Raw genomic sequence first — 15,045 nt, forward strand, 5'->3', positions numbered from 1 at the left:
CATGACTGATAGGATTTATGCAATGACTTTGAGTCATGAATTGAATAACCTTTGAACTTGATAACGTTCAAGCATATGGCTTGTGGTGGCTTCCGAAGCGAAATTCTTTCTTTCAAAGTTAATCTCCATTAGAAGTCAAAGCCCGAATTTACGATAATCCCGCCATAAGCTATATGCGCTGTTGGGCAACGTTTTCTTTTTATAATTTCCACCATTTCTTTTTCTTGGTCAAATCAGTTATCGGGAATGATTTTGTCTCTCCGTGAACCTTTTCATATTCAAATTGAGCTGTCAATGGTTCGATTATGTGTTGCCATCCACCTGAAAAACTTGCTCTAATTTCACTCCCGTTAGGTGTGTAGTTTTTGTCTACTTGAATTTTTCCAATTGTCTCAAAAAGCTCAGAGTATTCCTTTTTATATCTCTCGGGTAAATACCAAGTGACTTTTGGTTGGTTTTCCCAATTTCCGAAAGTCGCAACAAGAACTTTAGCATTTTCAAAATCTTTTATTGTTGGTTTGTCCGCTTGATTTATTCTTGTTGTGACAATTAAATTGTAACCAAATCCTGTTCGTTTGTCGGCTTCTAATACTACGGCACCACCATAATTACCATTTGGAAGTTTAAAAGTCAGGCAAATACCTTTTTCAAAAATTGAGTTTTTTATACTCTTCTTTTTTCTGGCTTTGGCTTTTGGCCTTTCCAAGCTAATTTTTTCCAAGAATTTATCTAGAGCAATTTTGCGTTTTTTGATTTCCGATTCGTCAGCATCAAGTTCTCGCCATACTTCAAGATCTTGTCCGCTTTCGATAATTGATTTGACCTTTTGAAAAATCTCTTGTTCAAGACTTTTTGTTTCCCATTGTGCTAATGCAAGCACGAACCAGAAGTTATTATGACCGTCAGGATTATTGAATAGCTCTTTGTTATTTTCAATCAGCTTTTTAGCAATAGCAGCAGGTTCTTGTCCTTCGTTGTATAATTCGAAGAAGTCAGCATAAATATCGCTTGAAGTATCGTTGCTCTTTATTGCTGTTCCCCAAGTTCCCATTGATGGATTGCGTCTGTTTTAAATGTTGCCCAACGTTTTGACTTCCGCCACTTATGGCGCTAATTATTCATATAAGAACCATTGGCGCCATAAGTGGCGGATATTTTTGGGTTATCTAAAGTAATTAATTTTTTAAAAGTCCAATCTATCTAATGGACTTTTAATTTGATCAAATACCTTGGTTGTGATATTTGAATATGGCAAAAAGGCTTCAAATATTTTTTCAAAAAATTTTCTTTGTATTTTTTCAGCTAAAAGTTTAATACTTTATCTTTAGGTCTATTAGTTTAGATTATGTGATTTCTTCTCATTCACCAATATTTTTAACCTACCACAAAAAGCCATGAAAAAACAAACCTTGTTATCCCTCATTATCCTCTTAGCCTTCTTTTCCTGTTCGGAAAAACAAGAAACTATAAACACAACCATTACCATTGCAGGGAAACTGGATAATCATAAAGGACCTGTTATAATAGTGTCACTAGAAGATGAGCTTTCTAAGGACTCCATTCAAAAAGATGGTTCTTTCTTATTGAAATTTGAGTATGGAGAAACAGAAACCTTTATGGTTCAGAATGATGACTTGAGATTCAGCCTTTACCTAAGTCCAGGTGATAGTATTTATTTGACAGGAGATGCTGAAGAATTTGGAGTTACTTTCTTGGCTACCGGGGACAAGTCCGAAGAAAATACCTACCTCAGGAAGAAAATCAAATCCATGAATGAAAGTGGATTGAATAATTTTATGGAATTGATGGTATTGAAAAAAGATGATTATTTTGTAAAGAAAGACAGTATCCTGAATGTGGTCAAAAGCAATTACACTCAATTGGAAGCCAAAGAAGGTATTGACCCGAAATTTTTAGAAATGGAAAATTCATTTTTCATCTATCAGAGCCTGTTTATGGATCAACTTTACCCAACATACCATGCATACGTCAATAAAACTCATCCGGACTCAGTTGATTTCCCTATGGAAAAAATCCAGGTTGAAGTGGATAACGTGCCTTTGGACAGAACAGAATTATTGGCGGTCGCACCCTATAAAAATATCCTTGATTCCAGGATACAAAAGTTAACTTCAGCTTTGATGAATGAGGATTCTACTCTTACCTCCTATGAAGAAGCTTCATGGTTGGCCATTGATTCATTGTTTAAGAATCCTGTTATGAGAGATCAGTTTAAGTATGAAAATATCAAAATGACCATGGAATACAGAGGGCCAGCACATGTTGAAGAACAATACAATAAATTCCTTGCAGAAAATACTACTCCGAAATTTGCGGAGAAACTTGAAAAAATTAAGGAAAAGTGGGAACCAATCAGTCCTGGCAAAGAAGTTCCCGATTTTTCATTTGTAAACATTGAGGGAAATCCCGTAAAAATGAGCGACCTGAGAGGTAAACTGGTTTACATCGACATATGGGCTACTTGGTGCGGTCCCTGTATCGCTGAGCACCCTCATTGGGACAAAATGAAAGAGGAATATAAAGACAAACCTGTGGCATTTCTTACTGTGTCTATCGATGACAGCAAAGAACCGTGGGAAAAAATGGTCAAAAACAAAAAAATGGAAGGTCTCCAATGGTTTGCTGAAAATGCCTGGCAATCTGAACTTGCCCAGTTTTTTATGGTCAATGCCATACCAAGGTTTTTACTTTTGGATGCAGAAGGTAAAATAATTGACCCTTCCGCAGACCGTCCATCAGGTACAATCAGGGAAACCTTGGACAAACACCTTGAAGGATTAGTCTAACATTTTGCCCATGCCATGAATCGACTTCATGGCATGGGCATAAGTTATCGATTGATTTAAATTATTTGGTGTCTATCTTCTGTACTAAGAAGAAAGATAAATTTTTCCCACCATATACGTTATCGCCTTTCCACTGATTTTTACCCGATTGCCGGACAATTCACAGATCAATTTTCCTCCCCTTTCAGAAAGTTGAACAGCATTCAGTTTATTCTTATTCAGCTTCTCTGCCCATATCGGTGTCAGTGTGGTATGGGCAGAACCTGTTACCGGATCTTCCGGAACTCCTACCCTGGGCCAAAAAACCGGGAAACAAAATCTACCTTATCCCCTTTGGCTGTCACAATTACCCCCCTGCATGGAATCTGAGAAATCAATTGAAGGTCAAATTCCAGATGTTGGATCTGATCCTCATCAGGAAACAATAAGACATAATCAGTTTTTCCTTTAAATGCCTCAACCGGTTTTTGTAGAAAAGGTGCCAAAAGAAAATTCTCCATTTCAACCGAAATCACATCGTCTTTGGGGAAATCCAAAGTCAGCATTTCACCATCTTTAGTGACTTTCAAAAGACCTGATCGATGAGAGAAAAACAACAATTCATTTCCATCATGCCCCAAATATTTGAAAATTGTATGCGCTGCTGCCAATGTCGCGTGGCCACATAAATCCACTTCTGTGGTAGGTGTAAACCATCTCAATGCATATCTATTTCCCTCTTTCACAAAAAAAGCGGTCTCTGAAAGATTGTTTTCCAAGGCAATCTTTTGAAGCAAAGCATCATCCAACCAGTCATCCAAAGGCACTACCGCGGCGGGATTACCTTCAAAAACCTGATTGGCAAAAGCGTCTACCTGATAGATTTTAAGTTCCACAATTAAGGGGGTTCGGGAAAGTATAAATTAGTGGGTAAATTTTAGGTTTGGATTGGATATTCAGAGCTCCTCATTCAGAGCAAGCTTTCGAATATAACTATACAGTATGGAAACAAAACTTTAAATGGAAACCCTTCCTGAAGAATTAAAAGGGATACCTTTCGTAAAACCTTCAGGATGTTGAGCTATTGGGATAGCTACTCATCTATAACATTGGTCCTTTTTCCATAGGGAATTGATTTTTCCTTCTTTGTTTCTGATGGTTTAGCTTCAGCCGGTTTTTCCCGTGGTGGAAGATTTGGTTTTGACTTGGAAGAATTCTCTCTGGGAGGTAGTTTGGTCTTGGTCATAGGGTTACTTTCTCTCGGAGGTAGGCTAGACTTAGGCTCTGAAACAATTCTTTCCTCAGTATTTTTTGCTTTTTGGCCAGATTGATTAAAATTTGACCTCTTCTTTTTCTTGTTCTTATTGAATGGTTTTTTCTTATCCCCTCCCATTCTTGATCCACTGGATTTTGATCCCCCGCCCCTGTAATCAGGTCCTTTTTCAAAACCTTCAGGTAAGGGAAGCTTTTCCACTTCCATACCAATCAACCCTTCTATCCTAACAAATTTATATTTATCCTTATCACTGATAAAAGTGATCGCCTCACCTTTGCTATCAGCTCTGGCTGTTCGTCCGACCCTATGCACATAATCCTCAGGGTCATTTGGAGTATCATAATTGATGATCAACTCTATTCCAACTACATCGATTCCTCTCGAAATAATGTCAGTTCCAATCAGGATTTTAAGAGATTTATTCTTAAATCTTGACATTATCTTTTCCCTTTCAACTTGCTCTAAATCAGAGTGAAAAGCCTCAACCTCAAAATCCTTCTTTAATAGCTTAAAAAGGTTTTTGACTTTCTCTTTTGTAGAAGCAAAAATGATCACAGCTTCATAATCCTTCTGAGTAAGGATATGTCTTACCAAAGCTTCTTTTTGACTGTCATAGACCAAATAGGCTCCTTGGGTAACACCCTCTGCTGTTTTGCCTATCGATAAGCTGACCTCCTCGGGATTATTTAGAAGCTGGCGGGAAAACTGACGGATTTTTGGAGGCATGGTGGCCGAAAACAAAACGGTCTGTCTGTCTTTGGGAAGATAGTTGACAATTTTGAGAATATCATCTGAGAAGCCCATATCCAACATCCTATCTGCTTCATCCAAAATCAGATGTTCAAGTTTATCAAAATTGATTTTACCTCCGGCAAGGAGTGCAATCAAACGACCCGGAGTAGCCACAATGATTTCTGCGCCATGCTCCATCGCTTTTTTCTGTTGCTCCCAGGCCAATCCGTCACCACCGCCGTACACAGGAATGGAACTGATACCTACAAAATAAGCAAAGCCCTGTATCTGTTGATCGATCTGAATGGCAAGTTCCCGGGTAGGTGCCAAAATCAGGGTGTTTAGACCTGATTGGTTGTTTTTTGCCATTTTATTCAATATTGGCAAAATAAAGGCGGCTGTTTTACCCGTGCCCGTTTGTGCACAGGCAATAAGATCTTTTCCCTCTTGAATCAGTGGAATAGCCGATTCCTGAATAGGGGTAGGTTTAGTAAAACCCATGGCGTCAAGACCTTCAACAAGGCTTGACTCAAAATTAAAATCATTAAAATTCAATGTCGTATAATTTAAACATACAAATAGGCCCAGGCAATTAAAACAAACTGTAAAGGCAATCTAAGGAATAGGGCCCATTTTGGTATTCCTTTAGCCCCTTTTTGGTACATATAAATATTCGCAGGAAAAACCGCCAACAAAAGAAGAATAATTCCAATGGCAGAGATTGACCTTGTCACTTCAAATAACAACCCTATTCCAAATATAATTTCAAAAGTTCCTGAAAGGACATTTAACACTACTGGATTGGGCATGTAAGGAGGGATAATTCTGATATACATTTTTGGGTTTACAAAATGCATGGTGCCAGCAAAAATATAAATGGCAGCCATGAAGTAAAGAAAAAATAAATCCATCCTCTTTTATTCCTGAAATTGATTTCCAATGTTTATATTACCCTTTAAATGTAAGGAAAAGAGTTTCATTTATCAAAATAAATGCAATTTCGGTTCATATTAAAAGTCGGCCAAAATCGAGCTATTGGTCACAGAAAATTAATTGAATATAAAAAAACTTGGGGCCTGTTTGGTACATTGATATATCTTAACCGTCAATTTGAAGGCCTTACTTCCATTCTACTAGATCCAATTGAAAATTAACCATGGTAAAAAAACTTAAATTACTCGTCATTTTATGTTCCCTGATCAACTTGGGATTTGCCCAGACCCAAAAGCCTCCACTTCATGGGAAGCATTGGATGGCCATCACGGGCAAACCATTAGGGGCCACAGCAGGAGCAATGATTTTCAATCAGGGCGGAAATGCAGTAGATGCGGCCTGTGCCATGCTTGGGGCAGTCTGCACCATGTGGGATGTTTTGAGTTGGGGCGGAGAAACCCAAGCTTTGATTTTCAACCCAAAAACAGGAAAGGTCATTGCCATCAATGCGATGGGTATTGCTCCAACAGGAGCTACAGTCGAATTTTTTAAGGAGAAAGACATGCCTTACCCCCCTGAATTCGGCCCTTTGGCTGCCACTACCCCAGGTACTCCGGGAGGATTAATGACCATGTTGGCAGAATATGGCACCATGAGTTTGGAACAAGTGCTCGCTCCGGCTATGCAAATGGCAAAAGGTTATCCCATTGAAGCACAAGCAGCCAATATGATTGAAAAGGGAAAAGATCAGATCAAACAATGGCCTTACTCCAAAAAGGTTTTTCTTCCGCATTTGGGTGAAGAAAGGGAGGCGCCATACGCCGGAGAAGTCTTTGTTCAAGAAGACCTTTACCAAACGCTTAAAAAATTGGTAGATGCAGAAAAACAAGCTTTAGCTCAGGGCAAATCCAGAAAAGAGGCAATCTATGCTGCAAACGAAAGATTTTACAAAGGGGATATCGCCCAGGAAATTGTAAGGGGAACCAGGGAACAAGGTGGTTTATTTACCATGGAGGATCTGGCAAAATGGAAAGTCAAAATAGAAGAACCTTTATCAGTGAATTACAAAGGAATTGAGGTATATAAACTACAGGAATGGACCCAAGGTCCAGCGCTTCTTCAGAGCTTAAATATCCTTGAGAATTTTGATCTGAAGGCCATGGGTTATAATTCAGCGCAATACATCAATACAGTTTACCAAACCATGAGTTTGGCTTTTGCTGATAGGGATTTTTATTATGGCGATCCTGATTTTGAACCAAAAAGCCCTATGAAGGGACTGCTTTCAAAAGAATACGCCAAGGAAAGAGCCAAATTGATACAAGAAAAAAATGATCCCAAAATCGGTCCCGGAGACCCTTATCCTTTTCAGGGCGGTAAAAATCCTTTCTTGGACCTTTTGGAAAAGAGAAATGAGTCATTGGCTTATCATGAGCCTGAACTCCCCATATCAGGCCCAGAAGATCCTTTCCTGAAACAATTCCAATCCGGTACTACCTCCATTCAGACCGCAGATGCGGAAGGGTGGGTTGTTTCGGTGACTCCTTCCGGAGGTTGGATACCTGCAGTCCTTGCCGGCAATACAGGAGTGGGACTTAGTCAGCGGATGCAAAGCTGGGTTTTGGATCCAGTTATCAATCCATTTAATGTGCTGGAACCGGGAAAAAGGCCTAGGGTTACTCTCACACCCAGTATGGCATTGAAAGATGGAAAACCATTTTTATCCTTCGCAGTACAGGGTGGAGATACTCAGGACCAGGATTTACTCCAGTTGTTTTTGAATATGGTAGAATTCGGAATGACAGTTCAGGAAGCTTCGGAAGCAGCCAATATTCATAGCTACCAAATGCAATCTTCTTTTGGAGCGCACGAAATCAAACCCGGATCAGTAACACTCAACTCCCAAGTACCGGCATGGGTCAGGACTGATCTGAAAAAACGTGGCTATAAAATGGATTTTCAGGACAGGACTTCCGGACCGCTTAATGCTATTTGGTTTGATTGGAAACATGGCACCTTCTGGGGCGGATCGAGTAATAATGGTGAAGATTATGGGATTGCTTGGTAGGTTGGGGATTTTTGATTTTAGATTTAAGATTTTAGAAGGTAGATTTTGGAAGGTAGATTTTGTGAAGGATGAAGGAGAAAGGATGAAGGATGAAGGAGAAGAAGTTTGGAAGTAGGAAGGTGGGAAGTATGGGGGTTTGGAAATTTTCTCCCCGAAATTCTCAGGAACAAGCTTTTGTTTCCTTCTTCTCCGATTTATAGAGCAGCCAATTTTTGACTCCTGTTCTGTCTCTGCTCCCGGTTCTCGCTTCTAGTCTCTCTCAACATAGGGCTTGTTTCCCCAATATTCTAGGAAAGCACCTTCTTGGTTCTTGGCTCCCCGATATTCATCGGGACAGGCTTTGGTTCTTGACTCCCCGATATTCATCGGGACAGGCTTTGCCTCTTGGTTCTTGGTTCTTGGTTCTTGACTCTTTTCTCTCGCTTCTCGCTTCTCCTTACTAAAATCTAAAATCTTAACTCCTATATTTGCAGCTTCAAAAATCAGAAACTTACCATGAATAATTTTATCGAAGAACTGCGTTGGAGGGGAATGTTGCAGGATATGACTCCTGAAATAGAAGAACACCTGAACAAAGGCATGGCATCTGCCTATCTAGGATTCGACCCTACAGCTGATTCTTTGCATATAGGACACCTCGTTGGCGTCATGACACTTTTGCATTTCCAAAAAGCAGGCCACAAGCCATATGCCTTGGTGGGCGGGGCAACAGGAATGATAGGAGACCCCAGCTTCAAATCGGCGGAGAGAAACCTTCTCGATAAATCTACCCTAGACCATAATGTTGACTGCATCAAGACTCAACTTGGAAAATTCCTGAATTTCAATGAGGGCTCTGCCAATAAAGCTGAATTGGTCAATAATTATGACTGGATGTCCAAATTTTCCTTTTTGGAATTTATCAGAGATGTGGGGAAATATATTACCGTCAACTATATGATGGCCAAAGATTCGGTAAAAAGAAGGCTTGAGGACGGAAACGGATTGTCATTCACTGAGTTTTCCTACCAATTGATCCAAGGCTACGACTTCTATCACTTGTGGAAAAACCATAATATTTCCATTCAATTGGGCGGTTCGGATCAGTGGGGAAATATTGTGACAGGCACAGAACTGATTCGGAAAATGGAAGGAGGTCAGGCATTTGCTTTGACAGTTCCCTTGATCACCAAAGCTGACGGCAGTAAATTCGGAAAAACCGAAGCTGGTTCTGTTTGGTTGGACCCGGAGAAAACCTCTCCCTATGCATTCTTTCAGTTTTGGTTGAATGTCTCTGACGAAGACGCTTCCAAATTCATCAGGATTTTCACTACACTAGACCGGGAGACCATTGAATTGCTGGAAAAAGAACATTCGGAGGCACCACATTTGCGAAAGCTTCAAAAGGAAATTGCACGGCAAGTGACCATCATGGTACATGGAGAAAATGAACTGGAGATGGCTGTAAAGGCTTCCGAAATATTATTTGGAAAATCTTCTACAGAAGATTTGGCTTCTTTGGATGAGCGTACTTTTCTGCAGGTTTTTGAAGGAGTGCCACAGGCAACAATAACCAAAGCGGAGTTCGCTGCAGCGGAAAATATTCTTGATTTACTTTCGGAAAAAACCAATTTCATCATTTTCCCTTCCAAAGGTGAGGCCCGCAAAATGATTCAGGGCGGTGGAGTCTCCATCAACAAAGAAAAAATCAGTGAACCGAATCAACTTGTATTGCATTCACTGCTTCAAGGAAAGTATTTATTGGTTCAAAAAGGAAAGAAGCAGTATTTTATTATTTCTGTCGCCTAATACACAGATGTAGACTTCCGGATTCCAAAATTCTGCTTGATTGCTTTTGCTTATATTTGGCTAAAACAAGAGTAAATTCCCATGCGTTTTACTAAAATATTTTTGAACCTTTTTGTTTTCCTTTTACTATTCTCGCTTGCCTCCTGCGTGGATGAAGAACCACTGGATGCTGCAGAAATAGAAGCCGACATTGAATTGATGGTCAATAAAGTGCATCAGGGATTCTTTGAATTTGAAATCAATGGAGGAACCAAGGAGGAACCTATCTCTTTGCCTTCAGAAGGAATGGATGGTATTTATGGTATCCGTTCAGCTGACCTGGATAACTTGGAAGGTGATGACCTAACCTTATTCGATTGTGTCAATACATTGAATCCGGGAATTGTCCAAAAGGTAAAACTCAGAGATGTCAGCAATACTTTTGCGGTTTGCAGGTTTTCCATTGGTATAGCTTACAAAGATGATATTGCAGCCCTTTTGGAAAAAACCGAACTGGAGAGAAAAAATATCCTCGACCAATTTGAAGTTGGTGAACTGACAGAACAACAGATGAATGAAGATCTCTTGGAACTTAGGAATCGGTTCAGCTTATCCTATTTGGATATCAAAGAGTTTTACAGCGGATTTTTCATAACCTGTACCCAGACCCTGATCACTGAAATCCAAACTATCCTCAGCAATCAGCAATGGAGAATCTTTGTGAATTGTATTGTTGATTGATTATTTTTTGATAAAATCTGCTAATTAAAAATGGCCGTCAATGAATTTCCGACCGCCATTTAATATCTTTGACCCAAATTCAAATACATATAAGAAATGGGTTCACAGGAAAGGTCGCAGAAAGAAAAATTGATTTTGGACGTCGCAATCAAACTTTTTACCGAAAAAGGTTATCATGCCACCATTATGGATGAGGTGGCCAAAAATGCAAAAATCAGCAAAGGTCTGACTTACTTTTATTATAAAAACAAAGAAGACCTTTATATGGCCGTAACCAAAAAGGCCTTTGACGAACTGAAGGATATTTTCAGGGATGCCATCAAAGTAAAAGGCCGAAGCGGGTTGGAAATGCTTACCGAGGTCGCTTACAACTATATTGATTTTTCTGTAAAGAATAAAATGTATTATGAAGCCATCCTCAATTTTCTTGGTATCCTACAACTGTATAACGATACCAAACTCCGCGAAAAAATTGATCCGAAAATTTTAAACAGTGTGCATTTCCAAAAACTTCTGGAAATCCATCACGATTCGGCCAAAATTGGTATTCAGATGGTTTCCAACGGCGTGAAGGACGGTAGCATCAGGCCTGAACTTCAGCCTGAGGTGACTTTTTATACCGTTTGGACTATGCTGATAGGTTTTGAAAGATTGCTTGGGCCGGTAAGTCTTGAAGGCAAAGAAATCAAAATCCATATTGATAATTTCAGACCCGGATTTATCAAGCTGATGCAGGATATGTTGAAAGGCAGTATTCAGGCACAAAGACCTCAGGCCGTGCAGGCAAGTCTGTTTTAATTGCCAATGTGAGTGTCTTCACTCACATTATTGAGGCATTGCACTTATACATACTGAATTGAATAAGCCGTCATCCTGTCCCTGACGCAAAAATACTCTTCCTAAACTCTTCGTCCAGGATACTCAGGGCAGGCTTTGGTCTTTTCCCGTCTCTTGGTTCCTGTCTCTTGGTTCTTGTTTCTTGTTTCTTGTTTCTTGATTCTTGTCTCTTGGCTCTTGTTTCTTGTTTCTTGTTTCTCGCTTCTCGCTTCTAATTTCAACCTCCCCCCAACTCCCCTCCAATCCTAACATGGCCCAAATGATGCTTTCCATGCCAGGCATATAGGGCAATGGTTTTGTCGAGGGGAATGGATTTCTGCTTTTCGGGATGAAAAAAAGTCTTTTTTAAATCCTCAGGCCCCAAAGATCTCATCAAAACTACCCATCTCTCATGCAGCCCTTCGAGCAACTTTAAGCTGGGTTCTATTTCGAACCACAATCCATCTGGCAATACTGCCCACTTCGCCTCATCATAGCCTTTGATGGTAGGATTGTCTTCGGTAAGCGCTAATTTGAATCGGATAAAACTGTTCATATGACTGTCCGCACAATGGTGAACTACTTGTCTTACGGTCCATCCACCTTCCCGATATGGGGTGTCCAATTGTTTTTCAGTAAGATTATGAACAGCATCCCGCAGCAATTTGGGAAAGGTTTCTATTTCTTCGATCCATTTTTGAATCAATTCAAAGGTGATTTCATTGGGTGCCGTGAAAGGGTCTATGGGGTATTTCATAGATTAGGTTTTGATTGTTTGAAATTAATGAAAAAAAGGTTCTTGCAGGTAAAATCAATTATAGCTATTTTCAATAAATATCTACACTATGGCTGCACCAGTTTCTTCAGAACCCATCCAATTATTGCTTTTTTATGCAAGAGAAGACCAAAGTCTGGCATTTTATTTAAAGGAATTATTAAGCAAGTATGGTTACAGGATTATAGAATTGGATGAAGGACTTGAATATGGGAAATCTTGGGAAACACAGCTTTCCAGAAACCTCGAAATTGCAGATGGCTTCATATTTTTGATAACGAAAAGCAATATCAAATCAGATTTTTTGAATATTGAATTGGAACAAGCTTACAAACACCTTTCAGGTAAAAGGAAAATTCTTTTGCCGATCATAGATTCCAAATTACCCATTCCCTCCATTATTGAAAATATAAATGTAATCAGGTTTAGTCCTTTGGATGATTTCTCAGGAATTGCGGAAAATATACACCAAGCTTTGGTCTATTGGCAACGGAGAAAAACTGAAGGTTCTTCTTCAGGAACAGCATCCAATAAAACTACTTCAACAAAATCAGACCAGCGGGATTCCCGAAATGAGAATACCTTGGAAATCCAAAAAATCCTTAAAGAACTGGGATTTTTCAATGGGTTTGTTGATGGAATTATGGGGCCGCAGACTAGAAGCGCTATCATGGATTTCCAAAAATACCACCAACTTGAACCTTCAGGTATATGGGATGAAAAGGCAGAGGAACTTTCAAAATACTCCTGGTCGGATAAAAAAGCCAGTGCCAACAGAACCAAGATTCAAACGGAGGAACCTCAAAAAGAGACTCCGGAAATGGAGGAAAAAGGCGATTCCAAATTTGCAGAAGAAAACGTAGAAAGTGAAAAGGAAGAAGGAAAAGCAGAAGAAATAGAAGAGGAAGAAGGAGATGTTTTTACTCTTTCCCAGGTTTTCGCAGACAGTACCGCAAAGGAAATCAAAGATCAATTGGACTTTGAAGTGGATGTCAATGCGCTTGCCTCAGTGATAGCTTACAGGGAAGTAAAACCCCCATTAGCAATAGGACTTTTTGGTAATTGGGGGTCGGGAAAGAGCTTTTTTATGAACAAACTTCAGGAGCGGATAGATTTCCTCCAAGGGGATGAGAAAAATATATTTTGCAAAAAAATCCTTCAGATCAATTTCAATTCCTGGCATTATTCTGATGCCAATCTTTGGGCCAGCCTGATTACCAAAATATTCGATGACCTGAACAGTTTTGGAAAAGAAAAACCTGAAAATCTCAATGCCCTTTTCAAAAACCTGAATTCGACCAAAGAACTGTTGAATGACACCAAAGTAGAGAAGGATCGGGTAGAAGGCGAAATCAAAATTCTGAACCAACAGAAAAAAATCTTTGAGGAGGCTGTTGAAAAAAACAGTAATGATCTTGTTCCCTTAGATTTTGAAGAGATTTTCAAAGGGGTGCTTCAAAACTCCACTGTTCAATCGGATATCCAAAAATTGAAAGAAACTTATCCCCTACTCAATTTGGAAGGCATTAACGAGATTGATCAAAACATCAACCAATTGGATACAAACTTTGAGAGATTAAAAGAAAGTATCAAAACCCTTTATTCCTTTAGACACGGGAAAAGTTGGTTTGCGATTTTTGTGGCTTTTTTGGTAGCTATTGGCGTGATGTTATTCATCAGCAATACTGAATTGGGAAACAGATATTTGGAACAATACAAGGTTTTACTAACTCTGACCGGAACCCTTCTTTCTCAGTTTTTACTTTTTATCCAACCCTACACCGCAAAATTGGAAAATATCTGGAAGCGTCTGAATTCATTGAAAAAGACCAGGGATGATCTCAGAGAACTAGCAAGAGAAAAATACCAGGTACAGAAAGATATAATTACTCAAAAAGTAAATACCACCCAAAATCAAGCGGATAAAATCCAGCAGAAAATTGACCTCCTGACAATCGAAAAAAGCAAATTGGAGAAAGATATCGATGAAATATTGAGCGGCAGAAAAATCCTGAAATTTATAGAGGGAAGAGTGGCTGACGAAAGATATATCAATAGTCTTGGTATTATATCCTGGATCAGAAAGGATTTTGAGCAATTGGATAGTCTATTGAGGCAACAGGGCGAAATTGGCAAATTGACAGAAATAGAACAGCAGCAGATCAAAGATTTTCAGTTGGACAGAATAATCCTTTATATCGATGATTTGGACAGGTGCAGTGAGGAGATAGTAGTCAAAGTGTTGGAAGCCATCCACCTATTGTTGGCATTCCCCTTGTTTGTTGTCATTGTGGGAGTCGATCCAAGGTGGATGCACAGGGCTCTGAATGTCCATTATTCCAAATTGTTGGCAGGTTCATCGGTATCGGCGGTAGAAGCTTCCTTAAATATGGCAGGCACAGGGCACCCGGCCACAAGCTTTGATTATCTGGAGAAGATCTTTCAGATTCCGTTTGCCTTAAGACCTATGGATGACATAGGTATAAAAAATTTGATCAAATCCCAATTTGAAATCAAACCGGCTATTTCACCACCAATCGTTTTGGAAAATCAGGCGCAACTCAAAGATATGCCCGAAGAAGCCGTGATTTCAGCCTCAATCGAAGAGAAAGTAACACCTGTCGAACCCGAGGTCAGAGAGCAAATTTCAGAGGTTTTGACCCCAATTGATATTGAACAAAAGCCCAATCAAATTCCGATAAAAATAGAGACCTTGATAATCTCTGAAGAAGAGGTGGATTTTATCCAGGCCGTTTCTTCGATCTTTGGTGATTCGCCAAGGACAGTCAAAAGATACACCAATATCTACAGGATTATCCGGACCCATAATAACTTTAAAGCAGGTCCCGATGAAACCATTCTTTACCATAAAGCTGCCATTATCATGCTGGCCATTATTACTGGACAATCAAATCTTGCCAAGGATATTTTAAAAATGATCCGAGAAGCTAAACCTTCTAATTTATTTGAAGATTTTCTAAGTGAAAAATCCCAAAAAGGATTGAAAATAGAATTTAAAGAAAGCCAACTGTTGACTTTTTTATTAGGGCTATATGACACTAAATCATTAAAAAAGAAAACCTTAAAGCTTGATCATTTCCAGAAAAATATGAATTTGGTGAGCAGATTTTCATTTAAGTATATTTAATCA

The 15,045-nt window shown here is 39.4% G+C and carries 10 protein-coding genes and 1 pseudogene; 6 read left to right on the forward strand and 5 right to left on the reverse strand.

Features of this window, described 5'->3' with window-relative positions:
• Positions 1-199: 199 nt before the first annotated feature.
• Complete coding sequence (locus tag B9A52_RS19465; RefSeq protein ID WP_084122035.1) at positions 200-1,051, reverse strand: hypothetical protein; 852 nt, start codon at positions 1,049-1,051, stop codon at positions 200-202.
• A gap of 343 nt (positions 1,052-1,394) precedes the next feature.
• Between B9A52_RS19465 and B9A52_RS19470 the strand changes: the two genes are divergently transcribed.
• Positions 1,395-2,807 (forward strand): TlpA family protein disulfide reductase, encoded by a 1,413-nt coding sequence (locus tag B9A52_RS19470; protein WP_084122036.1) that lies wholly within the window; start codon positions 1,395-1,397, stop codon positions 2,805-2,807.
• A gap of 84 nt (positions 2,808-2,891) precedes the next feature.
• On the opposite strand, the pseudogene B9A52_RS19475 reads toward B9A52_RS19470, so the two are convergent.
• The 3 genes and pseudogenes from B9A52_RS19475 to B9A52_RS19485 form a co-directional block, all read right to left on the reverse strand.
• Positions 2,892-3,682, reverse strand: a pseudogene (locus B9A52_RS19475) (PhzF family phenazine biosynthesis protein).
• A gap of 197 nt (positions 3,683-3,879) precedes the next feature.
• A complete protein-coding gene (locus tag B9A52_RS19480) occupies positions 3,880-5,349 on the reverse strand; it encodes a DEAD/DEAH box helicase (RefSeq protein ID WP_084122037.1) in 1,470 nt (489 codons plus the stop codon).
• An 11-nt stretch (positions 5,350-5,360) separates the two neighbouring features.
• Positions 5,361-5,705: a DoxX family protein gene (locus B9A52_RS19485; protein ID WP_084122038.1), complete on the reverse strand. Its 345-nt coding sequence runs from the start codon at positions 5,703-5,705 to the stop codon at positions 5,361-5,363.
• A gap of 245 nt (positions 5,706-5,950) precedes the next feature.
• Here B9A52_RS19485 and B9A52_RS19490 point away from each other — a divergent pair, with 245 nt between their 5' ends.
• The 4 genes from B9A52_RS19490 to B9A52_RS19505 all read left to right on the forward strand — a co-directional run bounded on the left by B9A52_RS19490 (position 5,951) and on the right by B9A52_RS19505 (position 11,101).
• A complete protein-coding gene (locus B9A52_RS19490) occupies positions 5,951-7,795 on the forward strand; it encodes a gamma-glutamyltransferase family protein (RefSeq protein ID WP_084122040.1) in 1,845 nt (614 codons plus the stop codon).
• 495 nt (positions 7,796-8,290) lie between these two features.
• A complete protein-coding gene (gene tyrS, locus B9A52_RS19495; protein ID WP_084122042.1) occupies positions 8,291-9,583 on the forward strand; it encodes a tyrosine--tRNA ligase in 1,293 nt (430 codons plus the stop codon).
• An 81-nt stretch (positions 9,584-9,664) separates the two neighbouring features.
• A complete protein-coding gene (locus B9A52_RS19500) occupies positions 9,665-10,303 on the forward strand; it encodes a hypothetical protein (protein WP_084122044.1) in 639 nt (212 codons plus the stop codon).
• A 96-nt stretch (positions 10,304-10,399) separates the two neighbouring features.
• Positions 10,400-11,101, forward strand: coding sequence for a TetR/AcrR family transcriptional regulator (locus B9A52_RS19505; RefSeq protein WP_084122046.1), 702 nt, complete (start codon positions 10,400-10,402; stop codon positions 11,099-11,101).
• Between the two features lie 256 nt (positions 11,102-11,357).
• Here B9A52_RS19505 and B9A52_RS19510 read toward each other — a convergent pair whose 3' ends face one another.
• Positions 11,358-11,876: a YfiT family bacillithiol transferase gene (locus tag B9A52_RS19510; RefSeq protein ID WP_084122048.1), complete on the reverse strand. Its 519-nt coding sequence runs from the start codon at positions 11,874-11,876 to the stop codon at positions 11,358-11,360.
• Positions 11,877-11,964: 88 nt separating this feature from the next.
• Between B9A52_RS19510 and B9A52_RS19515 the strand changes: the two genes are divergently transcribed.
• Positions 11,965-15,042, forward strand: a complete 3,078-nt coding sequence (locus B9A52_RS19515) for a P-loop NTPase fold protein (protein WP_084122050.1) — start codon at positions 11,965-11,967, stop codon at positions 15,040-15,042.
• Positions 15,043-15,045: the final 3 nt, after the last annotated feature.

It is taken from the genome of Aquiflexum balticum DSM 16537, from assembly GCF_900176595.1.
Lineage (GTDB): Bacteria > Bacteroidota > Bacteroidia > Cytophagales > Cyclobacteriaceae > Aquiflexum > Aquiflexum balticum.

What these genes read in the sequence shown, in the direction of transcription:
- B9A52_RS19465 (WP_084122035.1), bottom strand. Translation starts at nt 1,051, where the DNA reads ATGGGAACTTGGGGAACAGCAATAAAGAGCAACGATACTTCAAGCGAT.
- B9A52_RS19470 (WP_084122036.1), top strand. Translation starts at nt 1,395, where the DNA reads ATGAAAAAACAAACCTTGTTATCCCTCATTATCCTCTTAGCCTTCTTT.
- B9A52_RS19485 (WP_084122038.1), bottom strand. Translation starts at nt 5,705, where the DNA reads ATGGATTTATTTTTTCTTTACTTCATGGCTGCCATTTATATTTTTGCT.
- B9A52_RS19490 (WP_084122040.1), top strand. Translation starts at nt 5,951, where the DNA reads ATGGTAAAAAAACTTAAATTACTCGTCATTTTATGTTCCCTGATCAAC.
- tyrS (WP_084122042.1), top strand. Translation starts at nt 8,291, where the DNA reads ATGAATAATTTTATCGAAGAACTGCGTTGGAGGGGAATGTTGCAGGAT.
- B9A52_RS19500 (WP_084122044.1), top strand. Translation starts at nt 9,665, where the DNA reads ATGCGTTTTACTAAAATATTTTTGAACCTTTTTGTTTTCCTTTTACTA.
- B9A52_RS19505 (WP_084122046.1), top strand. Translation starts at nt 10,400, where the DNA reads ATGGGTTCACAGGAAAGGTCGCAGAAAGAAAAATTGATTTTGGACGTC.
- B9A52_RS19510 (WP_084122048.1), bottom strand. Translation starts at nt 11,876, where the DNA reads ATGAAATACCCCATAGACCCTTTCACGGCACCCAATGAAATCACCTTT.
- B9A52_RS19515 (WP_084122050.1), top strand. Translation starts at nt 11,965, where the DNA reads ATGGCTGCACCAGTTTCTTCAGAACCCATCCAATTATTGCTTTTTTAT.